This is a genomic window from Branchiibius sp. NY16-3462-2 (assembly GCF_001594145.1).
In the GTDB taxonomy this organism is placed as follows: domain Bacteria; phylum Actinomycetota; class Actinomycetes; order Actinomycetales; family Dermatophilaceae; genus Branchiibius.
In genome coordinates this window covers 1-23,731 of record NZ_LVCF01000038.1, presented here as the reverse complement: position 1 = coordinate 23,731, position 23,731 = coordinate 1, and the positions used below count along the sequence as shown (strand labels likewise).

Genomic DNA, 23,731 nt, shown 5'->3' with positions numbered 1-23,731 from the left:
GGACACGAAGAACGGGCCCCGCAGCGATCGAGTCGCCACGAGGCCCGCCCTTGTCCGGGGTTGGGTGCAGCCTCAGCTGCAGCCCGAGGTGCTACCGCAGCCTTCGCACACGTAGCACGAGCCGGCGGGGCGCATCTTGGTCCCGCAGGTCAGGCAGATGGGTGCGTCGGCCGCCTTGCCCTGGAACTTCTCCATGAGTTCGGCCGAGGAGTGCACCTCGACGTCCGCGGGCCGGGCATCCGCCGCGCCGGAGCCGGAGGTGATCTCCGTGGCATCCACCGCTTCACCGGTGGGTGCCTTCTCCTCCACGTCGGCCTTGTCCTCTGCCTTGGCCGGGACCTGTGCCGGGGACTGGGAGTAGGACTCCAACTCCTCGGCGACATCGTCGTCCTGCTCGGCGTACGAACCGGTCTCCAGCTGCCGGGCGCGCTCGGCCGCGGTGTGGATACCCATGAAGGAGCGGGTGTCGAAGTCGAGGTGATCCAACGCCAGGCGCCGGAAGACGTAGTCCATGATCGACTGCGCCATCCGCACGTCCGGGTCATCGGTCATCCCGGCCGGCTCGAAGCGCAGGTTGGTGAACTTCTCCACATAGGTCTCCAGCGGCACGCCGTACTGCAGACCGATGGACACCGCGATCGAGAAGGCGTCCATCACACCGGCGAGGGTCGAGCCCTGCTTGCCGAACTTCAGGAAGATCTCACCGAGCTGGCCGTCGTCGTACGCGCTGGCGGTCAGGTAACCCTCGGCGCCACCCACCGCGAAGGAGGTGGTCTGCGAGGGGCGACGCTTGGGCAGGCGGCGACGCACCGGGCGGTACTCGATGACCTTCTCCACGACCTTCTCCGGCTCGGTCTTCTCGGCAGTGGTGTCGGATTCCTTGGCCTTGGCGTCGGACAGCGGCTGGCCGACCTTGCAGTTGTCGCGGTACACAGCCAGCGCCTTCAGACCCAGCTTCCAACCCTGCAGGTGCACATCGGCGATGTCCTCGACCGTGGCGGTCTCGGGCAGGTTCACCGTCTTGGAGATCGCACCCGACAGGAACGGCTGGCAGGCCGCCATCATCCGCACGTGACCCATCGGGCTGATCGAGCGGGCACCCATCGCGGTGTCGAAGATCTCGTAGTGCTCCGGCTTCAGGCCGGGGGCGTCGATGACATGGCCCTTCTCGGCGATGTGCGCGACGATCGCTTCGATCTGCTCGTCCTGGTAGCCCAGCTTCTTCAGTGCGCGCGGGATCGTCTGGTTGACGATCTGCATCGAACCGCCACCGACCAGCTTCTTGAACTTCACCAAGGAGAAGTCCGGCTCGATACCGGTGGTGTCGCAGTCCATCATGAAGCCGATGGTCCCGGTCGGCGCGAGCACCGACGCCTGCGCGTTGCGGTAGCCGTTCTTGGCGCCGACCTCGACAACGTCCTTCCATGCCTTGGTGGCGTAGCGGTGGATCTCGGTGTCCATCGAGTCCAGGGTGCGCACCTCGTCGTTGGCGGCCTGGTGCTTGCGCATGACCCGCTGGTGAGCCTCGGAGTTGCGGGCGTAGCCGTTGTACGGGCCCACGATGCCGGCCAGCTCCGCGGAGCGCTTGTAGGCGGCACCGGTGAGCAGGGAGGTGATCGCCGCGGCCAGCGCCCGGCCACCGTCGGAGTCGTAGCCGTGGCCCGTGGCCATCAGCAACGCGCCCAGGTTGGCGTAGCCGATGCCCAACTGGCGGTAGTCACGCGTGGTCTGCCCGATGGCCTCGGTCGGGAAGTCGGCGAAGCAGATCGAGATGTCCATCGCCGTGATGACCAGCTCGGCGACCTTCTGGAACGAGGCGACATCGAAGGTCTCGTCATCGCGCAGGAACTTCAGCAGGTTCAGCGACGCCAGGTTGCACGAGGAGTTGTCCAGGGACATGTACTCCGAGCACGGGTTCGAGGCGGTGATCCGGCCGCTTTCGGGGTTGGTGTGCCAGGCGTTGATGGTGTCGTCGTACTGCACACCGGGGTCGGCACACTCCCACGCCGCCTTGTTGATCTTGTCGAATAGCTCGCGGGCGTCGACTTCCTCGATGACCTCACCGGTGGCCCGGGCCCGCAGACCGAACGGCTTGCCCTCTTCCACGGCCCGCATGAACTCGTCGCTGACCCGGACACTGTTGTTGGCGTTCTGGTACTGGACGGAGGTGATGTCCTTGCCACCGAGGTCCATGTCGAATCCGGCGTCGCGCAACGCGCGGATCTTGTCCTCCTCGCGCGCCTTGGTCTCGATGAACTCCTCGATGTCGGGGTGGTCCACGTCCAGGACGACCATCTTGGCCGCACGACGGGTCGCGCCACCGGACTTGATCGTGCCTGCGGAGGCGTCGGCGCCGCGCATGAACGACACCGGACCACTGGCCGTACCGCCACTGGACAGCAGCTCCTTGGAGCTGCGGATCCGGGAGAGGTTCAGGCCGGCGCCCGAGCCGCCCTTGAAGATGAAACCTTCCTCGCGGTACCAGTTCAGGATCGAGTCCATCGAGTCGTCGACCGACAGGATGAAGCAGGCCGAAACCTGCTGCGGCGCCTTGGTCCCCACGTTGAACCACACCGGCGAGTTGAAGCTGAACACCTGGTGCAGCAGGGTCCAGGTCAGTTCGTGCTCGAAGATCTCCGCGTCCTCATCGGTCGCGAAGTAGCCGTTGTCCTTGCCCGCCTTGGCGTAGGTCAGCACGACCCGGTCGATCAACTGCTTGAGGCTGGACTCGCGCTCCGGCGTTCCGAGGGCGCCACGGAAGTACTTGGTGGTCACGATGGTCGAGGCGTTGACCGACCAGAAGTCGGGAAACTCCACCCCGCGCTGCTCGAAGATGGTCTCGCCGCTCTTCCAGTTGGTCTGGACGACGTCCCGCCGCTCCCAGGTCACCTCGTCATAGGGGTGCACACCGGCAGTGGTGTAGATGCGCTCGATGGTCAGGCCGGCGTTCTTGCGGCGCTGGCCGGAGCGGGCGTTGGTGGTCTGTGACATGGACCTGTCCTCCGTGGGGTGACTGAACTGGGGCAAACGGTGATGCGGGCAAAGGGTGGTGCGGGTGGTGTTCGGTGGTGCTGATGTCTGTGGCTGCCGCCCTGCTGGTTAGGGGCTACTAGCAGCATCTCGCCGAGCACCGACAGCGTCGTCGGTCCCGGCGATCGGGGCTGTGTTCTCGTGCTGCTCGCGCTCGGCGCGCAGCAGGACGATGGCGTCCTCAAAGTCCTGCAGGTCCTCGAATCCCTGGTAGACGGAGGCGAACCGCAGGTAGGCGACTTCGTCCAACGAGCGCAACGGAGCCAGGATCTCCAGGCCGACGTCGTGTGCGTCGATCTCGGCCAGCCCCCGGGACCGGATACCTTCCTCGACCTGCTGGGCCAACAGGGCCAACTGGTCCTCGGTCACCGGCCGGCCCTGGCAGGCCTTCCGGACCCCTGAGGTCACCTTGTCCCGGCTGAACGGCTCACTGGCGCCCGAGCGCTTGATCACCGTGAGGCTGGCGGTCTCCAAAGTGCTGAACCGGCGACCGCAGTCCGGGCACTGACGACGGCGCCGGATCGAGGTGCCGTCATCACTGGTCCGGCTGTCCACAACCCGGGAATCGTCGTGCCGGCAGAACGGGCAGTACATGGTGGTTCGGCGGCTCCTTCCCGGCGCTTGCTCACACGTTGTTCAACACCGGGCGAGGGCTGCGCATGCCCGCCGCTGTGGATATCCCTGTGGATCGACGGTGGGTAACCGGTGGACCACGTACGACGGGGTGTGGACTACATGTGGATGAATAACATCGGTGTAACTACTAGATGTAGGGATCGTACGACGCCCTGGCCGCCCACGCAAGACCCTGGACACTGCCGCGCGGCCGAGCCCCGGGCGCAGGGTCGGGAGCCCGTCAACCAGTCGGTAACCTAGGAGCAGCACGGGGCCAGCCACTAACGCACCACACGAGGTGAAATCCATGTCCGAACGAGTGAACGTCGACGGTCTGCAGATCGAGACGGTGCTCTACGACTTCATCAACAACGAGGCCCTGCCCGGTACCGGCATCGAGCCGGACGCGTTCTGGTCCGGTGCTGCGAAGGTCATCACCGACCTGGCGCCCCGCAACCGCGAACTGCTCGCAATCCGCGACACCTTGCAGCAGCAGATCGACGAGTACCACCGTCAGAACCCTGACCTGGACGCGGCGGACTACCAGGACTTCCTGACCCGCATCGGCTACCTGGTCCCCGCACCTGGCGACTTCCAGGTCACCACGGCCGGTGTGGACTCGGAGATCGCTGACACCGCTGGACCGCAGTTGGTGGTGCCGGTACTCAACGCCCGGTTCGCGATCAACGCCGCCAACGCCCGCTGGGGCTCCCTGTACGACGCCCTCTACGGCACCGACGCCATCCCCGAGACCGACGGGGCGCAAAAGGGGTCCTCCTACAACACGGTTCGTGGCGCGAAGGTGATCGCGTTCGCCAAGGACTTCCTGGACCGCGCCGTCCCCTTGAAGGACGCGTCCTACACCGACGCCACCGGGTTCGCCGTGGTCGACGGCGCCCTGCAGGTCACGACAGGGTCCGGCGCGACCGGCCTGGCCGACCCCTCGGAGTTCGTCGGCTACGCCGGCGAGCCGAGCGCGCCCACCTCGGTCCTGTTGCGGCACAACGGACTTCACCTGGACATCGAGATCGACCCGGACTCCCCGATCGGCGCCACCGACCCCGCCGGGATCAAGGACGTGGCGGTCGAGTCCGCGATCACGACGATCATGGACTTCGAGGACTCCGTGGCCGCGGTCGACGCGCAGGACAAGGTGCTGGGCTACCGCAACTGGCTGGGGCTGAACAAGGGTGACCTGGCGGAGCGGATGGAGAAGAACGGCAGGACCTTCACCCGCGTGCTGAACCCGAACCGCGAGTACACCGCGCCGGACGGGACCCAGTTCGAGTTGCACGGCCGGTCGCTGTTGTTCGTGCGCAACGTCGGGCACCTGATGACCAACGACGCGATCCTGGACGCGGACGGCAACGAGGTGCCTGAAGGCATCCTGGACGCGCTGTTCACCTCGCTGATCGGCATCCACGGCCTGTCGGCAGATGGTCTTCAGAACTCGCGCACGGGGTCGATCTACATCGTGAAGCCCAAGATGCACGGCCCGGACGAGGTCGCCTTCGCGGTCGAACTGTTCGAGCGGGTCGAGCAGGTGCTCGGCCTGCCGCCGCGCACCCTCAAGGTCGGCATCATGGATGAGGAGCGACGTACCACCGTCAACCTCAAGGCCTGCATCAACGCCGCCGCCGATCGGGTGGTGTTCATCAACACCGGCTTCCTGGACCGCACCGGCGATGAGATCCACACCTCGATGCTCGCCGGCCCCATGGTGCGCAAGGGCGAGATGAAGAGCCAGACCTGGATCACGGCATACGAGGACTACAACGTCGACACGGGCCTGGCGACGGGTCTGCCGCACAAGGCGCAGATCGGTAAGGGCATGTGGGCCATGCCGGACCTGATGCACGACATGCTCGAGCAGAAGATCGCCCACCCCAGGGCCGGTGCGACCACCGCGTGGGTGCCGTCCCCGACCGCCGCCACCCTGCACGCGCTGCACTACCACCAGGTCGACGTCTTCGCCGTCCAGCAGGAACTGGCCGGTCAGACCCGGGCGAGCGTCGAGCAGATCCTCACGATCCCGCTGGCCGAGGACCCGAACTGGAGCGAGCAGGAGCGCCAGGAGGAGGTCGACAACAACTGCCAGTCCATCCTGGGCTACGTGGTCCGGTGGATTGATAGCGGCGTCGGCTGCTCGAAAGTGCCCGACATCCACGACGTGGCTCTCATGGAGGACCGCGCCACGCTGCGGATCTCCAGCCAGTTGCTCGCGAACTGGCTGCAGCACGGCGTGATCAGCCAGGAACAGGTCATCGATTCGCTGAAGCGGATGGCCGTGGTGGTCGACCAGCAGAACGCAGCCGACCCCGCCTACCGGCCGATGGCTCCGGACTTCGAGACCAACATCGCCTGGCAGGCCGCGCGCGACCTGATCCTGCTCGGCGCCCAGCAGCCCTCGGGTTACACCGAGCCGTTGCTGCACGCCCGGCGCCGCGAGTTCAAGGCCGCCAACGCCTGATCGTCGCGCACCTGACCTACTCGGCGCACCGGTCAGCGCGGGATCAGCAATGTCTGACCCGCGCTGACCTGCAACGAGTTCAGATCATTGGCCAACTGCACCCGCACCACTGCTTCCCGGACCGGTAGCTGCGGCAACGCTCGATGGGCGACCTCGGACAGCGTCTGACCGGACTGCACGACCACCGAGTCCGGACCGGAGGCCGCAGGTGCCACCGCGTGCGCGACGAGCAGGCCGCACAACACGGTCACGGTGAGCGCGATCGCGCCGATCGCCACCATTCCCCGGCGGGTCAACCGCAGTGGCGCGGCTGGCCGGACTGTCCGGGGCGCAGGCGGGGCGGTCGGCAGGTCCGGGACCAGCCGCAGCTGGGGCCGTGACGGACGATCGACCGGGACGAGAACGGGGACTGCACTCATGGCTTCCTCCTGACACGGTGTGGTTCGACCATCCGGTGAACCCGCAACACCTGTGGAAATCGAACAGGCGTTCGACTTCACTTCGATACGATGTATAGCACGCTTGTTCGAAGACAGACAAGGCTTTCCGGTCGGTTTGCCGGCGGGCTCGCCCACCAACTGACCAGCAGAATCCCGCGACACGCGTCGTACACCTGTTTGGAACTCGTGTGCGAACGCCCTAGCCTGAATCCATGACTGCCGGTCTTCGTGGACTGTCTTCATGAACACAGCACACCAGCGACCACCGACAACATCGCCTGCCGCACCATTCGGCGGGTTTCGCAGATAGGGAGACGGACCTGATGGGCAAGATCCACGAGATGCCGGAGCGGCCGGATGGTCGCGGACTGACACCGCGGCAGCGCAAGGTGCTTGAAGTGATCCGTAGTTCGGTTCAGCGCCGCGGCTACCCGCCTAGCCTGCGTGAGATCGGCGAGGCCGTCGGGCTGACCAGCCCCAGCTCGGTGGCTCATCAACTCTCGATGCTCGAGCGCCTCGGCTACATCCGGCGCGACCCGAACCTACCGCGGGCCATCGAGGTGCTCTCCCTCGACGACGCCCCGGGCAAGCGGCGCAAGAGTTCCGCGGCAGGTGCCGGCGGACGGCGTACGGCGGCCGTGGACGAGGGTGCCGACGCCGGGTACGACGAGACGGGAGTCGGCGACGAACGTCCGGCCGCGTCGTACGTGCCGGTGGTCGGCCGGATCGCGGCGGGCGGCCCGATCCTGGCCGAGCAACTCGTCGAGGACGTCTTCCCGCTGCCGAAACAACTGGTGGGTGAGGGTGATCTGTTCCTGTTGAAGGTCGTGGGCGACTCCATGGTCGACGCGGCGATCTGCGACGGCGACTGGGTGGTGGTGCGTCAGCAGCAGACGGCGGACAACGGCGACATCGTCGCGGCGATGCTGGACAACGAAGCCACGGTGAAAACGTTCAAACGTACGTCGGACAAGGTCTGGCTGCTACCGCACAACGAGCAGTACTCCCCCATCGACGGCACGGACGCGACGATCCTGGGCAAGGTGACGGCGGTCCTGCGCCGGATCTGAGCCGCGTCAGGCGCTGATCGGCTCGGCGACCACCTTGACCAGGTCAGCCAGGGAGGATCCCAGCGGGGCGTCGAGCTTGGCGGTGAGTTCGGCATCACCGCGCGTCCACCCATGGGTGATGGCCAGTACCGGGATCTGGTGGGCAGCGGCCCGCCGGACGAAGCGGTAGCCGGACATCACTGCGAGCGATGAGCCGAGAACCAGCAGCGATCGGGACTTCTCGACCGCGTCGAAGCATTGCTGCACCAGGGGACGCGGGACTGACTCACCGAACATCACCACGTCCGGTTTGAGCAGGTCCGAGCCACATGCCGGGCAGTGCGCAACCCGGAAAGTGCGCACCTGGTCATCATCCAGCGCTACGTCGCCGTCGGGCCGTAAGGCCGCGTCGGCTGACCGGTCGAAGTGCGGATTCAGCACTTCGAAACAGGCGTCGATCAGGACCCGCGGGAAGCGCTGACCGCAGGCCATGCACACCACCCGGTCAAGGTTGCCGTGCAACTCCAGGACATCGTGCGCACCGGCCTGCTGGTGCAAACCGTCGACGTTCTGGGTGATGATCGTGTCGACCAGACCCGCACGCTGCAACGCGGTCACGGCTTCGTGGCCGATATTCGGACGGGCCGCGGCGAAGCGCGGCCACCCTACGTAGGAGCGGGCCCAATAGCGTTGCCGCGCCTGCTCAGTTGCCAGCAACTCGGCCGCGGTCATCGGTTGGATACGGCGTTCGCCGGCGGCGGTCCGATAGTCCGGGATCCCGGACTCTGTTGACAGACCGGCCCCCGACAACACGGTGACGCCGCCAGCCGCGACGGTACGGACAATCGCCTCCCAGGCGGGCGCTGACTCGCTCACCACTCCAGTGTCACACCTGCCGCGATCAATGACCCGTCCTCGCGAGCAGCGCTCATTACCGAAATCGCGAACGATCGTGATGAGCATAACGAGGACTTATGAGCTGGGTTATGATAGGAGGCATGATCGACGCCGCCGGCCTGCGGGTGATCCGCGCCATTTCCGAAGAGGGTAGCTTCACCGCAGCTGCTGCCTCCCTGGGTTACTCCCAGCCCGCCATCTCCCAGATGGTGCGCCGTCTTGAAGAGCGCACCGGGACCGTGTTGGTGGAGCGGCTGGGTCGTAACGTCCGGTTAACCGAGGCCGGTGCTGTCCTGGCCCGGCACGCCGGGCCCGTCTTGGCCGCCCTGGAGGCCGCCGAGTCCGAAGTCGCCGCTATCGCCGGGCTGCGCGCCGGGCGGGTACGGCTGATGGCGTTCCCCTCCGCATCCTCCACGATGGTGCCGCGCGCGCTGGCCCTGGTGAAAGAGCGCTTCCCCGATGTCCAGGTCACTTTCGCCGAGGCCGAGCCGCCGGAGTCACTCGCCGCGCTGCGTGCCGGTGAGTGCGATGTCGCAGTGGCGTTCGCCTATGAGGGCACCGACCTGGGTCGCGGCGAGGACGACATGGAGCCGTTCGAGGTCATCAAACTGCTCGACGAGCAGGTGAAGCTCGCCCTGCCCCGCAACCACCGGTTCGCTGACGCGACCGAGGTGAACCTGGCCGATCTGGCCGACGAGCCGTGGATCGCCGGCTGTCCGCGATGTCGCGGTCACCTGCTGGCGCTGGCCGCCACTGCGGGGTTCAGCCCCAACGTGGCCTTCCAGACCGAGGACAACGTCGCCGTGTCCGGGTTGATCGCCGAAGGCCTCGGTGTCGCACTGATGCCGGACCTGATCTCCCACTCCATCAGTAACCCCGGGATCGTCACCGTCCCGATCGCGCAGACGTCGCGGCGCGCGGTGTACGCCGTCACCACCCCTGACCTGCAACGCGTCCCTGCCGTCGCCGCCACGCTGAACGCCCTGACCGAGGCGGCCCAGTCCGTCGCGCTGGTCCCCCAGCCGAGCTGAGCTCACCGGCTGGTGCGCACCTGGACCGCACCCGCCGTACCCGAAACGATCACGTCGCCGCCCAGGTCCGTCCGGAAAACCGCCGACCCGACCGATCGCAGCAGATCCAACGTCGCCGGCGCGGGGTGTCCGTAGTCATTGTCGACGCCCACGCTGATGACGGACACGCTTGGCCGCGCCGCGTCGATCAGGGCCGGCAACTGGTTCTTGGAACCGTGGTGGGCGACTTTGAGTACGTCGAACTGCGGCTGACCTTCCGCGCGCAACTCCGCGAGAACCGCTGTGTCTGCTTCTCTTTCGAGGTCCCCAGTCATCAGCAGGCGCAACCCGTGGGCGCGCAGATCCAATGTCACACTCGCGTTGTTCTGCACCGACCCGGCCTCGATGGTCCGCGCGGGCCACAGCACGCGCCCCACCACATCCGGCGCCCAGGTCAGCGCATCGCCGGTGCGCACCGTGCGGATGGGGACCCCCGCCGCAGCCGCGACGGCACGGACCTGCGGCTCGCGGCTGGGTTCCTCTTCGGATCCCGAACCGCCTGCGGCATCAACGGGAGTCGTGACAATCTCGCGTACCGTCCGTCCGCGCAGCGCCCCGGACAGGCCGTCCACATGGTCGGCGTGGAAGTGGGTCAACACGACGGTTTCGATCCGAGTGATTCCCAGGCGCTGCAGGCAGCCGTCCATCGCGTCGGGATCCGGCCCCGTGTCGACCACTACGGCCCGTCCCGCACCGAGGTTGATCACCCCACCATCCCCCTGACCGACGTCGCATGCCACATAAACCCATTGCGGTGGAACGGGATTCAGACCGGGAACGGGCACGATCAGCGCCAGGACGATCACCCCGGCCGCAGCAGGAGCACCGGGGTGTCGACGGCATCGCTCGATCACCCACGGACCGCTGAGCAACGCCACCAGAGTCAGTACCGCCAGGAGCGCCGCTCCCAGGACGCCCGACGGCCAGGGCAGCGAAGCTCCGGGCACCCGGGCGAAGGAATGCGCTATCCACGCGATCACCAGGGCAGGGAGGGCGGCCGCGTGCGCGGGCAGCCAGGCGGCCGCCTGCCCCAATGGCGCGGACAACACCGTGGCCACACCGGCCAGCGTGGCAGGCGCCACGAACGGAGCGGCCAGGAGGTTGGCTGGCACACCGACGACACTCACCGAAGACTGCAGCAGAACGATCACCGGCCCGCAAACCGCCTGTGCCGCAATGGGAATCGCCACAGCGTCGGCGACCAGAGCCATCCGGGCCGGCAGCCGTCTCGCCAGGGCGGCACCCCACGGCCGGGCAAAAAAGATCAGCCCCGCGGTGGCCAGGGCCGACAGCGCGAAGCCGAACGACGCGGCCAACCAGGGATCGACCACCAGGAGTACGACGACCGCTGCTCCCAGCGCGGCAGGACCCGCGCGTCGTCCACTCCAGGTCATGGCGAGCCCGGCAATCGCCCCCATGACACCAGCCCGCAATACGCTCGGCTCGGGGCGGCACAACAGGACGAACATCGCCAGGCCCACCAGCACGAACGGCACTCGCCAGCGGGCACGAACGCGCAGCCATCCCGCGATCCAGCCGATCGCCATCATCACGAACACCACGTTCGAGCCGGAGACGGCGTTCAGATGGGTCATCCCGGTGGCTCGCATATCAGCGGACAACTCGGGACTGATGCGGCTGGTGTCCCCGATGACCATCGCGGGAACCAAGCCGGCGGCATCCCCCGGCAGACCCGCCGTCACCTGCCTCAGGTCGGCCCGCAGACGTTCCATGGCCTGGGTCAGGGGTCCCGGTCGGGCCAGTACAAGGGGTGCACCGGTGGCCGAGCCCAACGCAACCACATCATCGGCGGAGCTGTCCGGCAGCTTCAGCCGCATCCGGAACCGCACGGTCTCGTGCCAGCTGATCGATGCCCATGCCCCGTCGGCGAAGACCAGAACCGGCGAGCTGACCGCGCTGGTTTGTCCCTCCAGGGTCACCCGGGTGCAGTCGACCCGCACCAGGAACAATGTGCGCCCAGCTGCCCCGGCGATCGGCCGCGGGTCGCTCTGCACCACCGCGTCGACCTGAACCAGCCGATGGCTTTGTGCCGCAGCGGGAATCGGCCCTGCACTCCGGGTCAGTCGCTGGCAACCGGTCACCACCACCAGGCAGGTCACCACGGATCCGATGAGCATGACGGTCTGCCACCGTCGCAGCACCGCTGCGCGGGATTCTCGGGTCATCACCTCCTCGTGCCCGCCGCCGATCGCGCGCCACGTGCCGGCCGCCGCGGCCGCGACTCCTGCACCGGCCAGGGCGACGACACCGGCCGCGGGAAGCCGCAATGCAGCCAGCACCGCGACCCAGCCGATGGCCGCAGCAAGCAGCAGACGCAGGTCGTGGGACGGCGAAGCAGCCTCGGTCAGCCGACTCACACGTGAACCAGCGGCCGCAGCTGCTCCATCAACTTGGCCCCGATCCCGCTGACTTCGTCCAGTTGGTCGACACTGCGAAACGGGCCGTTGGCTTCGCGGTACTGCACGATCCGGGCCGCGAGCACCGGACCCACTCCGGGCAGGGCGTCGAGCGCGGTCGCGTCCGCCGCGTTCAGATCCACCGGACTGTTCGCTGCGGCTGTCCCACCGGTCGTTGCCGACGGGTCGGCCGCGGTGCTCACCACTTGCCCCGGTCTGGGAACCACGATCTGCTCACCGTCCTGCACGTGCCGGGCGAGGTTCACCCGGGTCAGATCGGCGCTGTCCAGGAGCCCGCCCGCCGCCCGCACCACGTCCTGGACGCGCGCATCCGAGGGCACCGTCACGACGCCCGGGCGCGAGACCTGGCCGAGCACATGCACCTCGATCCGACCGGCGGAAGCAGTCGTGGCCGCCCCACCGCCCCATGGCGTTGCGCGCGAACTTGAACCGCCAGTAACCGGAGTTGATGGCGTTGCGGTCGCAGACGTGGCACTATGCGCGCCGAAGGTTCGTGGCTGGCTGCCCGCTCTGGCCAATATCGCGCGCGTGGCAAACAACGACATCGCCACCAGTGCCACCACGACAACGCCCAGCACTGCCCACCGACCGGGGGCGACCCGTGCGCTCCGGAAGGCGACCGGCATCCGGATCAGTGGTGCATCCTCGGGCGTCGACTGCGACCGGCGCTCGGCGCGGCTGAGCGGCTCAGGGTCCTGGCTGGACACCGTCGCGGACCGCCACTGGTCCGGCGGTGGCAGATCAGGGCGCGGTCCCCGGCGGCGGGTGCCCCGACCCGTCCGGCGCGTCGGCTCCCGTTCGGGAGGCTCCGGCAGCCAACCCGGCACTCGTCGTACCGCCTCCAGCTCGGCCAGCGCGGCTGCCAGCCGGTCAGGTTCGGGGTCGCGCGCAGCCATACGCAGGACGCTACGGTCGAGTGCGCGCCCCGGTCAGCCGCGAGTTGCGCCGGTGTGGACAACCACCGGGAGATGCTCCGAAAGCGGTGGCCCCTGTGGAGAACGCGTGCTCTCTAGCAACCTCCGGGAACTCAGTCCTCGCCGAACCCAGACGCCACCAGGTCCGCGAGCGCATCAACCCCTTGTCGGGCCTGCGGGCCAGTGCCAGCAAGCCGCAACTCAGCTCCCTTGCGCGCACCGAGGCTCATCACCGACAGCAGACTGCTGGCGTCAGCACCGTTGACGGTGAGCTCCGCGTCGAACTGTCCCGCCGTCTGCACGAACTGGGCTGCCGGCCGTGCATGCAGACCCACCTCGTTGACCACCGTGACCGTTCGCGCCACCTCCGCGGCCGACCCAGCCTCATCCGCGGGCGACGCAGTCTCATCCGTGGACCGGTCAGCACCGGCCGGAGGTGCCGGGGGCGCAGCTGCCTGCTCCGCAGCGGCGCGCACGGCGTCGAGGTCGGCGCCGCCCTGGGCACTCACCGCCGCCGCGATAGCACCCTCTACCAGCGGCGCATCGGCGATCACCGCCGCTGAGGGATCGTCGACGAACTCGATCGCCGTCTCGGCCGTCATCACCGCTGAGCCCAGGTCACACAGGACCAGCACCCCGTCCCCGCTCTCAGCGTCTGACAGACCCTGCTGGACCTTCTCGAAGCTGGTGCCGATGCCGCCGTCATCAGTTCCTCCCGCGGCCACGATGTGCACGTCGGCCGCCATCTGGGCCGCCAGGTCGACGACGCCCTCCGCGATCTTGGCGCTGTGCGAAACGACAACCAGTCCGACCGTCACGCAGACACCTCGGAGGCCGCCATGAGCAGCAGCGCTGAGGAAACCGACCCGGGGTCACGATGTCCGATCGCTCGTTCCCCGAGATAGGACGCGCGGCCTTTGCGGGCGATCAACGGGTCGGTCTTCTCCGACCCCTCCTTCGCGGCCTTGGCCGCAGCGGCCAGCACCTGCTGTTCGGTGGCCTCCTGCGCGAGCGCGTCCTCGGCCGCCCGCACGGCAGGGCTCCAGGCGTCGACCATCGTCTTGTCGCCGACCTCCGCCTTACCGCGCGAGACGATGCCGTCACGTGCCGCCCGCAACAGATCCACCACCGCGGCGCTGTCGAGCTCCGCCTGGTCCTTGACCGCCTGCGAGGCCTTGAGGAATGCCGTGCCGTAGAGCGGTCCGGAAGCACCGCCGACCGTGGAGATCAGCGTCGTCGCAACGGTTTTCAGCACATCGGACGGCGGCGCATCATCGGGTAGCTCCGCCACCTTGGCCGACACCGCCTTGAATCCACGATCCATGTTCTCGCCGTGGTCTCCGTCACCGATCTCACGATCGAGCCGGATCAGTTCGGTGCGGTTGTCGGAGATGTACTGGGCGCTTTTGGCGACCCAGTCACGCACCCAGCGGGAGGTCAGGGCCATGGTTCAGCGCCCCCAGCGCAGCGCGGCCGTCTGCACGGGCGCGTCCCACAACTGGGTCAAGTCGTCATCCAATCGGAGCACACTCACGGAGAACCCCTCCATCTCAAGGCTGGTCGTGTAGTTACCCACCAGACTACGAGTCACGGTGATGCCACGCTCAGCCAGGAACCCGTGGGCGCGCCGGAAGGCGATGTACAACTCGATCAGTGGCGTGCCACCCATCCCGTTGACCAGCAACAGCACGTTGTCGCCGGACTCGAACGGCAGGTCCTCGACAACCGCCGTCATCATGCGGTCGACGATCGCATCCGCGGGTTCCATGGAGCGCTTCTCCCGGCCCGGCTCACCGTGGATCCCGATGCCGAGCTCGTACTCGTCCTCAGCCAACTCAAAGCTCGGCTCGCCGGCGTGCGGCACGGTGCACGGTGTCAGCGCCATGCCCATGGTCCGCACCTGGGCGTTGACCTTCTCGGCGATCTCGGCGACCGTGGCCAGGTCGTCGCCGCGTTGGGCGGAAGCGCCGGCGATCTTCTCGACGAGGACCGTGCCTGCAACACCGCGGCGACCCGCGGTGTACAGCGAATCCTTCACAGCCACATCGTCATTGGTGACCACCGCACGGACCTCGATGCCCTCGGTGAGAGCCAGATCCGCAGCGGTCTCAAAGTTGAGGATGTCACCGGTGTAGTTCTTGACGATGTGGAGCACTCCGGCGCCGCCGTCGACGGCCTTGGTGGCATCGACGATCGGGTCGGGCGTCGGGGAGGTGAACACCGCACCGGGGACCGCCGCATCGAGCATTCCGTATCCCACGAATCCGCCGTGCAGGGGTTCGTGACCCGACCCGCCGCCGGATACCAGGGCGACCTTGCCCTGCACCGGGGCGTCGGCACGGTGGATGTGATCCGGATTGGTGACCACCGTCAGCTCCGGGTGGGCCAGCGCGATACCTTCCAGCGCTTCCGCCACAACGTTGGTCGGGTCGTTGATGATCTTCTTCACAGCTGGCTCCTTCGCAGCCCGCCAAGCGCCACTCATCAGGTGGTGTGGATCCTCTTTGGTCCACCAGGCCTCGGCCTCGAATCTAGCCGAGCGACCTGGCCGATAGAAGATAGTTCAGTCGTTTTGCGCTACTCCTGAGTAATGCTCCGGCCGCGGCGACGCGACCACGGCCAGGGTGCCCGGTCCGACGTGTGCACCGACCACTGCGCCGACTTCGACGACGATGGTCCGGGCGATGGACGGGCCGTTCTGCGCCAGTCGCTCTGCCAACTGCTCAGCCCTGTCCTGCGCGGCCAGGTGCATCACGGCGACGTCGATGGCGGCCGCCTGGTCCATCGTCGAAATAGCCTGGTGCGTCAGCTCTTCCATCCGTGCGATGGCCTTGGCGGAGGTGCGTACCCGCGCCAGGGGTTCAACCTGGCCGTCGCGCAACTGCAACAGCGGCTTGATAGCCAGTGCGGACCCGAAGTACTGCGAAGCCCGGCCGATCCGCCCGCCGCGCCGCAGATACTCCAGCGTATCGACGTAGAAGAGGGTGCTGGAGGACCTCGCCCGATCCAGAGCCAGCTTGGTGACCACGTCCACGGACTCGCCGGCCTGCGCGGCTTCGGCAGCCGACGCCACGGCGTACCCCATCCCCATCCCCAGGGTCTCGCTGTCCACGGTGTGCACCGGGATCGGCGCCGACCGCGCCGCGATGTCGGCCGACGACACGGTCGCCGACACCGCGGACGACAGATGGATCGAGACGATCTGGTCGAAGCCCTCCTGCGCGATCTGCTCGTACGCCTGCAGGAAGACCCCCGGTGACGGTCGCGACGTCGTGACGCGCTTGCCCGCCCGCAGGTCCGCCGTCAGATCGGCGGGCGCATAGTCGGAGCCCTCGTCGTAGGACACTCCGTCGACGATGACGTGCACCGGGACGGTGAAGATCCGCAGCGCGGACTGCAGGTCCGGCGGCAGGTACGCCGTGGTGTCGGTGACGACCGCTACGCGCATGGCCGGGCGATCAGTTCGCGACGATGTTGACCAGTTTCGGCGCGCGCACGATCACTTTGCGCACCGTCTTGCCGTCGATCGCCGCCTGCACCTTCTCGCTGGCCAGGGCCAACGTCTCCAGGTCGGCGTCCGAGACGCCGGGCGGCACCTCCAACCGGTCGCGGACCTTCCCGGCGATCTGCACGACACAGGTCACCGTGTCCTCGACCAGCAGGGCCGGATCGGCCTGCGGGAAGGCGGCGAACGCCAGCGAGTCACCATGGCCAAGACGCTGCCACAGCTCTTCGGCGATGTGCGGCGCCAACGGCGAAGTCATCAGGACCAACGCCTCAACGACCTCTCGGGACGGCGAATCCTGTTTGGTGACAGCATTGTTCAGCTCGATCAGCTTCGCGACTGCCGTGTTGAAGTGCAGGTTGCCGTAGTCCGCGCGGACTCCGTCGATGGTCTTGTGCAGCAACCGCTCGACGTCCGCGGTCGGCGCCTGGTCGACTACCCGCACCTGCCCGGTCTGCTCGTCGATCGCGTTGCGCCACAGGCGCTGCAGGAACCGCTGCGCACCCACGACGGCCCGCGTCTCCCAGGGCCGCGACATCTCCAGCGGCCCCATCGACATCTCATAGACGCGGAAGGTGTCGGCGCCGTACTGCTCGCACATCTCATCCGGCGTGACCACGTTCTTCAGCGACTTGCCCATCTTCCCGTACTCGCGGGTGACCGGCTGACCGTTCCAGGTGTACGTCGTGTCGGCGCCTTCGCCGTGCTCGACCACCTCGGCGGCGGGCACGGGTTGTCCCCGGTGGTCACGGTAGGTGTAGGCCTGGATGTAGCCCTGGTTGATCAACCGCCGGAACGGCTCGCTGGCGCTGACCTCGCCCAGATCGAAGAGGACCTTCTGCCAGAAGCGCGAATACAGCAGGTGCAGCACCGCGTGCTCGACACCACCGACGTAGAGATCCACGCCACCGGGGTCACCGTCGACGCCCAGACCGGTCCCCCGGCCCGGGCCCATCCAGTACTCCTCGCACCCCCGGTCGACGAACCGCTCGTGGTTCGCCGGGTCGGTGTATCGGATCTCGTACCAACAGGATCCGGCCCAGTTGGGCATCGTGTTGGTCTCCCGGCGGTACTTCTTGACGCCATCGCCCAGGTCCAACTCGACCTCGACCCAGTCGGTCGCCCGGGACAGCGGCGACTCCGGCTCGGACTCGGCGTCCAGCGGGTCGTACGTCTTCGGCGAGTAGTCCGCGACCTCCGGCAACTCGACCGGCAGCATCGACTCCGGCAGGGCGTGCGCGACACCGTCCTCGTCGTAGACGATCGGGAACGGCTCACCCCAGTAGCGCTGGCGGCTGAACAACCAGTCACGCAGCTTGTAGGTGACGGTGCCCTCGCCGATCCCCTCGGCCTGCAGGTGCTCGATGATCGCGGCCTTGGCCTCGGCAATTCCCATGCCGTTCAACGAGATCCGCTCATTGGCCGAGTTGATCGCCGGACCCTCGCCGGTGAACGCCTGGTCATCGGGGTGGCCGTCGGCCGGTTGCACCGTGCGGATGATCGGCAGGTCATAGGCCTTCGCGTAGTCCCAGTCGCGCGCGTCCTGCGCGGGGACTGCCATGATCGCGCCCGTGCCGTAGCCCATCAGGACGTAGTCGGCGATGAACACCGGCACCATGGCCCCCGAGACGGGGTTGGTTGCGAACGCACCGGTGAAGACACCGGTCTTGGCCTTGTCGTCGATCTGCCGTTCCAGGTCTGACTTGCGAGAAGCCGCCAGCCGGTACGCCGCGACCGCCTCCGCGGGCGAGCCCGCCTGCCCCGACCACGCCGGCAGGGATCCCTCGGGCCAGACGTCGGGCACGATCTCGTCCACCAACGGATGCTCCGGCGCCAGCACCATGAAGGTCGCGCCAAAGATGGTGTCGGGACGGGTGGTGAAGACCTCGATGGGAGTGTCCGACCCGGTCACCGGGAACCGGATCGAGGCACCGGTGGATCGCCCGATCCAGTTGCGCTGCATCGCTTTCACCGGTTCGGGCCAGTCCAGATGGTCCAGGTCGTCGATCAACCGGTCGGCGTAGGCGGTGATCCGCATCATCCATTGCGGCAGGTTGCGTTTGAAGACCGGGAAGTCGCCGCGCTCGGTCAACCCCTCGTTGGTGACCTCCTCGTTGGAGACCACGGTGCCCAGCCCCGGCGCCCAGTTCACCGGCGAAGAGGACTTGTAGGCCAGGCGCCGGTCATCGATGATGGCCCGCTGCTGCTCGTCGCTCAACGACGCCCATGCCGCGCCGGTGGGCGTGGGGATGGAACCGTCGGCCAGGCCAGCCACCAGGTCCTCGATCGGTCGCGCCTTACCCAGCCGCTCGTCGTACCACGAGTTGTAGATGCGCAAGAAGATCCACTGGGTCCAGCGGTAGTAGTCCGGGTCGATCGTCGCGAACGCCCGGCGCTTGTCATGCGACAGACCCAGCTGTCGCAGTTGCCGGTTGTAGGTGACGATGTTGTCCTCGGTCGTCTTGCGCGGGTGCTGACCGGTCTGCACGGCGTACTGCTCGGCGGGCAGACCGAACGCATCGAAACCCATCATGTAGAGCACGTTGTGACCGGTCATGCGCTGGTAGCGCGCAAACACGTCGGTAGCGATGAAACCCAGCGGGTGACCGACGTGCAGACCCGCACCGGAGGGGTAGGGGAACATGTCCTGGAGCATGAACTTGGGCCGGTCCCCGGCCGCGGCCGGATCGGCCCACGGGCCACTGGGATTGGGGGCCTCGAAGGTACCTCGCTCGTCCCAGAAGTCCTGCCAGGTGCGTTCGATCTGCCCGGCCAGGGCCGCGGTGTAACGGTGCGCGGGCTGGTCGCCGGTCTCACCCGGGATCGCCCGGTTGGTTACCTCAGTCATCTGCTGCTCTCTCGATCGTTCCGTGCCGGTGCATCAAAAAACCCCTCGGGCATCGAGGGGTTCGCCGCGGGATCTGCTTGCTCAGACGGATCGCCGCGGCGCGCTAAGGCCGAGCACGCGCTGCATAGGACCCAAGGTTATCGCACGTGCGCAACGCAAAAGCCGCCGTCCCGGACGGGAGCGGCGGCTTGTGCGTGCGCGATCAGAGCGCGTTGACCTGCTTGGCCAGCGCGGACTTCTTGTTCGCGGCCTGGTTCTTGTGGATAACGCCCTTGGAGACGGCCTTGTCCAGCTTCTTGGACGCCAGCGCCAGCGCCTGCTGGGCCTCGTCCTTGTTGCCGGCCTCGACGGCCTCACGGGTCTTGCGGATCCAGGTGCGCAACTCGGACTTGTAGGCCTTGTTGCGCTCCGTGCGGACCTGGTTGGTCTTGATCCGCTTGAGCTGGGACTTGATGTTTGCCACTACGTGTTCCTTGGTCTGTCGGTCTGGTGCCTTGGCCGAAGGGGCCTTGGCGGTTGTCGTTGAGGGCGACACCCGAAACTCACGGATGGGGCGTGGGGACACCCGGCGAATGAGCCTCGGTTTTACTGCTACGTGATTTCTCACGACGAACGCACACGACCAGAGCGCGCACGCAAGAGACAAAGTTACCAGCGCCGCGGGATTGCGCCCAAATCAGCGGCCGTTGCGCTCCTGCGCGATGACCCGGACCGCCTTCTCCACCGCGTAGACCGGATCGCGGCCGCCGCCCTTGACGTCGAAATCCGCGGCGGCAACCGCCTGGATGGCCCGACCGAGCCGGACGCCGTCCCAGCCGGAGGCCGCCTTGCGCGCGCGATCGATCTGCCACGGCGCCATGCCCAACTTCCCGGCGAGCGCCTGGGAGTTGCCGCCCCCTGCCGTGGCCACCCGCGCCACCTGGCGCAACTGACTGGCGAGTACGGCGACCATGGGCACCGGGTCGACCCCGGCGGCGACCGCGTGGCGCAGCAGGGTCAGTGCGGCCCCGGCGTCCCCGGCGATCGCGGCGTCGGCGACCCGGAAGCCCGTGGCCTCCACCCGGCCACCGTGATAGGTCTCGACGACGTCGGCATCGATCAGGCCGCTGGTGTCGTCGACGAGCTGCTGACAGGCCGCCGCCAGTTCGCGGACGTCCTTGCCGACCGCTTCGACCAGCGCCCGCACCGCGTCGGGTGTGGCCTTGCGGCCGGCCACCCGGAACTCGTTGGTCACGAAGTCGGACTTGGCGCGGTCGGTTTTGATCTCCGGCGCCTCGATCACCCGGGCCTTGGCCGCCTTCAACGCATCCAGTGCCCGCTTGCCGCGGTTGCCGCTCCGGTGCAGCACGACCAGCGTGAGGTCATCGACGCCTTCCTTGACCAGCGCGGTCAGGTCGTCGATCAGGTCGTCCCCGCCTTCGTCCAGGTCCTGCACGACCAGGACCTTGTGTCCGCCGAACAGGCTCGGCGAGGCGTGGATCTGCAGATCGCCCCGCTGATAGGTCTCAGCGGTGAGCCGGATGACCTCGGTGTCGGCTCGGCGTACGTCCTCGATGGTGGCGGCCAGGGCGCGGTCGGCCAGCACCTGCTCGGGGCCTTTGATCAGAACGTACGGCGTCACGCGGCTCAGCCTGCCACGCCGGTGCGACACCGGTGTCAGTGCCGCGGGCTAGCGTTCTTGCATGCCCACATCCCGCGCCCGCGTCCACAACCTGATCGTGTCCCTCGACGGCTACTCCGCCGGTGAGTTCGTGACCCTTGAGCAACCCATCGGTGAGGCGCAGCGGCTGTTCGGTTTCTTCGACGGTCGGGTGATCCACGGAATAGGCGGGGTCGATGCGCCGATCACGCTCGACCGGTCGCTGTTCGCCCTCTGGGGGCAGGGCATCGGCGCCGAGATCATGGGTCGCAAGAAGTTCGGCCCGCAGACCGGAGAGTGGCCGGACGACGGGTGGCAGGGCTGGTGGGGTGACGAACCGCCCTTCGGCACACCGGTGTTCGTCCTGACGCATTACCCCCGTCCGCCGCTGGAGTTCGCCAACGGCACCACCTTCCACTTCATCGACGCCACGCCGCAGGAGGCGCTGCGGCAGGCGACGGAGGCGGCCGGTGGGTTGGACGTGCGCCTCGGTGGCGGACCCTCCAGCGTGCGGCAGTTCCTGCAGGCCGGACTGGTCGACTTCCTGCATCTGGTGGTCGTGCCGATCACGCTCGGTCGCGGTGTGCGGCTGTTCGAGGACTGCGGGGGGATCTCGGACGATTACGACATCGAGACGGTCACCTCGGAGGCCGGGTTGACCCACCAACTGTGGAACCGTCGCGCTCAGTCGTGAGGCAGCACCGGCCCGGCGAGGGCGTCCAGCCGCTTCAACCCGGCCAGCACCATCGCCGTATCCGTGGTCGGGAAGAACGGCGGTAACGAGCGCTGCAGGAACCCGGCGTAGCGCGCGGTCATCATCCGCGAGTCGAGGAAGGCGACCACGCCACGGTCGTCGGATCGGCGGATCAACCGGCCAGCACCTTGGGCCAGCCGTAGCGCGGCGTGCGTCGCGGAGACCGCCATGAAGCCGTTACCGCCATGCGCCGCAACGTCTTCCGAGCGGGCCGAGGCCAACGGGTCGTCCGGTCGCGGGAACGGGATCCGGTCGATGATGACCAACTGACAGGCCGGGCCGGGCACGTCGACGCCCTGCCACAGGGTGAGGGTGCCGAAGAGGCAGGTCTCCGCCGACGCCGCGAACTGTCGCACCAGGGTGCCGATCTGGTCATCGCCCTGGCACAGCACGTCGTAGTCGAGACGCTCGCGCATTGCCTCGGCGGCCTGTTTCGCGGCGCGCATCGAGGAGAACAAACCGAGCGTGCGACCGCCGGCAGCGGTCACGAGCGCCTCGATCTCATCGAGCGTCGCCGGGGCAAGGCCGTCCCGGCCGGGCGGCGGTAGGTGCGACGCGACGTACGCGATGCCCTGTTTGCCGTAGTCGAACGGGGAGCCGACATCCAGACCTGACCAGCGCGGTGCACCGTCGCCGAGCAGCCCCATCCGGCCGGCGACGGGGTCGAAGCCGCCGCCCAGTTCGAGGGTGGCGGAGGTGACGATGACGGTGCGATCACTGAAGACCGTGTCGCGCAGTGTTATCGCGACGTCCATCGGTGCCACCCGCAGCACTCCCCCGCGCCGCTGGTCCTGATCGATCCACGGAACGTCGCCGGGCCGGTCCTCCAGCACCCGGGCGCACGTGTCGAAGACGTCCTCGACCGCCGCCCGGGCGACCTGCCGCGAGGGGTCCGGTTCGTCACCGCGCAACGCCGTCAGGACGGCGCGCGAGGTGTCCCGGACCCGTTCGAGGGCCAGCGCCAACTGATCGGGTACGCCGCGCAACCGGCCCGCGGGCGCCGCATCCAGAATCTGGGTCAGATAATCTCCTGCATCCGAAAGTGCTTCGGTATCAGCTAGTTTCGCCGATCGCTTCGCCGCAGCGATCACCATCGAGCCGGTGATCTCCCGGGTGTTGCCGGAGGTCACCCGGTCGACCAGTTCGTGTCCCTCGTCGACGATCAGCACGTCGTGCTCGGGCAGCATCTGCCGGCCCTCGGCCGCGTCGATCGCCATGAAGGAGTGGTTGGTGACCACCACGTCGACATCGCGTGCCCGCGCCCGGGAGCGCTCCACGAAGCACTCGGAGAACTGCGGGCACTTACCGCCCAGACACTCATCAGCCGACACCGACACCTGCCGCCAGGCCCGCTCACTCACCCCGGGCACCAGGTCGTCGCGGTCGCCGGTCTCGGTCTCGTCAGCCCACTCGCGCAGCCGCTTGATCTCCGCTCCGAGCCGGCCGACGTTGGCATCGACCTGGCCCACCTCGAGCAGCGCACTCTCGTCGTCGTCGGGGTAGCCGCCCTCGAGTTTGTGCACGCACACGTAGTTACGTCGGCCCTTCACCAACTCGAACGTCGGCTCGCGTGGCAGATCGGCCTTGAGCGCGGTCGCCAGGCGCGGCAGGTCCCGGTGCACGATCTGGTGCTGCAAGGCGATGGTGGCGGTGGCGACGACCGCGGGCTTCCCGGCAGCGAGCGCGTGCCGGATCGCGGGCACCAGGTAGGCCAGGGACTTGCCCGTGCCCGTGCCGGCCTGCACCAACAGGTGCTCGTCGTTCTCGACCGCGGCCTCGACCGCGTGGGCCATCTGCCGCTGCCCGGGCCGGTCCGTGCCCCCGACACCTGCGACCGCTGCATCGAGCAGGTCATCGAGGTCGCCGGGCACCGAGCCAGCCTAGTTGCCGCCCCACCTGCTCCGACTTTTGGATCGGGACCCACCTGTGGACGGCGGCAGATTCAAGTGGTGGGTGCAACGGTGAGTATCTCGTTGAGCTTATTGGCTGGTTTGGCCCAGGCCAGGGTCTTGCGGGGTCGGGTGTTCAGCAGCCGTTGCATCTCGGCGATCTGCTCGTCGCT

18 protein-coding genes are annotated in these 23,731 nt (G+C 67.7%); 4 read left to right on the top strand and 14 right to left on the bottom strand.

The features are described 5' to 3' along the window. Positions 1–72: 72 nt before the first annotated feature. On the bottom strand, positions 73–2,991 hold the full coding sequence (locus tag AZH51_RS11945; RefSeq protein ID WP_291524573.1) for a vitamin B12-dependent ribonucleotide reductase: 2,919 nt from the start codon (positions 2,989–2,991) through the stop codon (positions 73–75). Positions 2,992–3,099: 108 nt separating this feature from the next. Next, positions 3,100–3,624, bottom strand: coding sequence for a transcriptional regulator NrdR (gene nrdR / locus AZH51_RS11940; RefSeq protein WP_291524571.1), 525 nt, complete (start codon positions 3,622–3,624; stop codon positions 3,100–3,102). Between the two features lie 328 nt (positions 3,625–3,952). On the opposite strand from nrdR, the gene AZH51_RS11935 reads away from it, so the two are divergent. After that, positions 3,953–6,115: a malate synthase G gene (locus tag AZH51_RS11935; protein ID WP_291524569.1), complete on the top strand. Its 2,163-nt coding sequence runs from the start codon at positions 3,953–3,955 to the stop codon at positions 6,113–6,115. A 32-nt stretch (positions 6,116–6,147) separates the two neighbouring features. Here AZH51_RS11935 and AZH51_RS11930 read toward each other — a convergent pair whose 3' ends face one another. Next, positions 6,148–6,534: a LysM peptidoglycan-binding domain-containing protein gene (locus AZH51_RS11930; RefSeq protein WP_291524567.1), complete on the bottom strand. Its 387-nt coding sequence runs from the start codon at positions 6,532–6,534 to the stop codon at positions 6,148–6,150. A gap of 344 nt (positions 6,535–6,878) precedes the next feature. Here AZH51_RS11930 and lexA point away from each other — a divergent pair, with 344 nt between their 5' ends. Beyond that, complete coding sequence (gene lexA, locus AZH51_RS11925; RefSeq protein WP_291524565.1) at positions 6,879–7,625, top strand: transcriptional repressor LexA; 747 nt, start codon at positions 6,879–6,881, stop codon at positions 7,623–7,625. A 6-nt stretch (positions 7,626–7,631) separates the two neighbouring features. Here the strand turns inward: lexA and AZH51_RS11920 are convergent, their stop codons facing one another. Beyond that, positions 7,632–8,480: an NAD-dependent protein deacetylase gene (locus AZH51_RS11920; RefSeq protein WP_291524563.1), complete on the bottom strand. Its 849-nt coding sequence runs from the start codon at positions 8,478–8,480 to the stop codon at positions 7,632–7,634. Positions 8,481–8,602: 122 nt separating this feature from the next. Here AZH51_RS11920 and AZH51_RS11915 point away from each other — a divergent pair, with 122 nt between their 5' ends. Continuing rightward, positions 8,603–9,532 (top strand): LysR family transcriptional regulator, encoded by a 930-nt coding sequence (locus AZH51_RS11915; protein ID WP_291524561.1) that lies wholly within the window; start codon positions 8,603–8,605, stop codon positions 9,530–9,532. A gap of 2 nt (positions 9,533–9,534) precedes the next feature. Here AZH51_RS11915 and AZH51_RS11910 read toward each other — a convergent pair whose 3' ends face one another. The 9 genes from AZH51_RS11910 to holA form a co-directional block, all read right to left on the bottom strand. Continuing rightward, a complete protein-coding gene (locus tag AZH51_RS11910) occupies positions 9,535–11,949 on the bottom strand; it encodes a ComEC/Rec2 family competence protein (RefSeq protein ID WP_291524559.1) in 2,415 nt (804 codons plus the stop codon). Continuing rightward, positions 11,946–12,905 (bottom strand): ComEA family DNA-binding protein, encoded by a 960-nt coding sequence (locus tag AZH51_RS11905; RefSeq protein ID WP_291524558.1) that lies wholly within the window; start codon positions 12,903–12,905, stop codon positions 11,946–11,948. The genes AZH51_RS11910 and AZH51_RS11905 overlap by 4 nt, the downstream gene beginning before the upstream one ends. Positions 12,906–13,036: 131 nt before the next feature. Next, positions 13,037–13,741, bottom strand: coding sequence for a dihydroxyacetone kinase phosphoryl donor subunit DhaM (dhaM, locus tag AZH51_RS11900; RefSeq protein WP_291524556.1), 705 nt, complete (start codon positions 13,739–13,741; stop codon positions 13,037–13,039). Next, on the bottom strand, positions 13,738–14,370 hold the full coding sequence (gene dhaL, locus AZH51_RS11895) for a dihydroxyacetone kinase subunit DhaL (RefSeq protein ID WP_291524554.1): 633 nt from the start codon (positions 14,368–14,370) through the stop codon (positions 13,738–13,740). The genes dhaM and dhaL overlap by 4 nt, the downstream gene beginning before the upstream one ends. Before the next feature lie 3 nt (positions 14,371–14,373). Then, entirely contained in the window at positions 14,374–15,372 is a 999-nt protein-coding gene (dhaK, locus tag AZH51_RS11890) for a dihydroxyacetone kinase subunit DhaK (RefSeq protein ID WP_291524552.1), read from the bottom strand. 114 nt (positions 15,373–15,486) lie between these two features. Beyond that, positions 15,487–16,371, bottom strand: coding sequence for a DegV family protein (locus tag AZH51_RS11885; protein ID WP_291524550.1), 885 nt, complete (start codon positions 16,369–16,371; stop codon positions 15,487–15,489). A gap of 10 nt (positions 16,372–16,381) precedes the next feature. Next, on the bottom strand, positions 16,382–19,276 hold the full coding sequence (leuS, locus tag AZH51_RS11880; protein WP_291524548.1) for a leucine--tRNA ligase: 2,895 nt from the start codon (positions 19,274–19,276) through the stop codon (positions 16,382–16,384). A gap of 202 nt (positions 19,277–19,478) precedes the next feature. After that, positions 19,479–19,739 carry a 30S ribosomal protein S20 gene (rpsT, locus tag AZH51_RS11875; RefSeq protein ID WP_291524546.1) on the bottom strand — a complete coding sequence of 87 codons (261 nt, stop codon included), beginning with the start codon at positions 19,737–19,739 and terminating at the stop codon, positions 19,479–19,481. Between the two features lie 213 nt (positions 19,740–19,952). Continuing rightward, the gene (gene holA, locus AZH51_RS11870; protein ID WP_291524997.1) at positions 19,953–20,906 is read right to left on the bottom strand and encodes a DNA polymerase III subunit delta; all 954 of its coding nucleotides are present in this window, start codon (positions 20,904–20,906) and stop codon (positions 19,953–19,955) included. Positions 20,907–20,958: 52 nt separating this feature from the next. Between holA and AZH51_RS11865 the strand changes: the two genes are divergently transcribed. Beyond that, on the top strand, positions 20,959–21,609 hold the full coding sequence (locus AZH51_RS11865; RefSeq protein ID WP_291524544.1) for a dihydrofolate reductase family protein: 651 nt from the start codon (positions 20,959–20,961) through the stop codon (positions 21,607–21,609). Here the strand turns inward: AZH51_RS11865 and AZH51_RS11860 are convergent. Then, on the bottom strand, positions 21,600–23,540 hold the full coding sequence (locus tag AZH51_RS11860) for an ATP-dependent DNA helicase (RefSeq protein WP_291524543.1): 1,941 nt from the start codon (positions 23,538–23,540) through the stop codon (positions 21,600–21,602). The two genes, AZH51_RS11865 and AZH51_RS11860, sit on opposite strands and share 10 nt — an antisense overlap. Positions 23,541–23,731 lie beyond the last annotated feature (191 nt).

Excerpts from the sequence above, each read along its gene's own strand:
- AZH51_RS11945 (WP_291524573.1), bottom strand. The coding sequence starts at position 2,991 with ATGTCACAGACCACCAACGCCCGCTCCGGCCAGCGCCGCAAGAACGCC.
- nrdR (WP_291524571.1), bottom strand. The coding sequence starts at position 3,624 with ATGTACTGCCCGTTCTGCCGGCACGACGATTCCCGGGTTGTGGACAGC.
- AZH51_RS11935 (WP_291524569.1), top strand. The coding sequence starts at position 3,953 with ATGTCCGAACGAGTGAACGTCGACGGTCTGCAGATCGAGACGGTGCTC.
- AZH51_RS11930 (WP_291524567.1), bottom strand. The coding sequence starts at position 6,534 with ATGAGTGCAGTCCCCGTTCTCGTCCCGGTCGATCGTCCGTCACGGCCC.
- lexA (WP_291524565.1), top strand. The coding sequence starts at position 6,879 with ATGGGCAAGATCCACGAGATGCCGGAGCGGCCGGATGGTCGCGGACTG.
- AZH51_RS11915 (WP_291524561.1), top strand. The coding sequence starts at position 8,603 with ATGATCGACGCCGCCGGCCTGCGGGTGATCCGCGCCATTTCCGAAGAG.
- AZH51_RS11905 (WP_291524558.1), bottom strand. The coding sequence starts at position 12,905 with ATGGCTGCGCGCGACCCCGAACCTGACCGGCTGGCAGCCGCGCTGGCC.
- dhaL (WP_291524554.1), bottom strand. The coding sequence starts at position 14,370 with ATGGCCCTGACCTCCCGCTGGGTGCGTGACTGGGTCGCCAAAAGCGCC.
- AZH51_RS11885 (WP_291524550.1), bottom strand. The coding sequence starts at position 16,371 with ATGCGCGTAGCGGTCGTCACCGACACCACGGCGTACCTGCCGCCGGAC.
- leuS (WP_291524548.1), bottom strand. The coding sequence starts at position 19,276 with ATGACTGAGGTAACCAACCGGGCGATCCCGGGTGAGACCGGCGACCAG.
- AZH51_RS11865 (WP_291524544.1), top strand. The coding sequence starts at position 20,959 with ATGCCCACATCCCGCGCCCGCGTCCACAACCTGATCGTGTCCCTCGAC.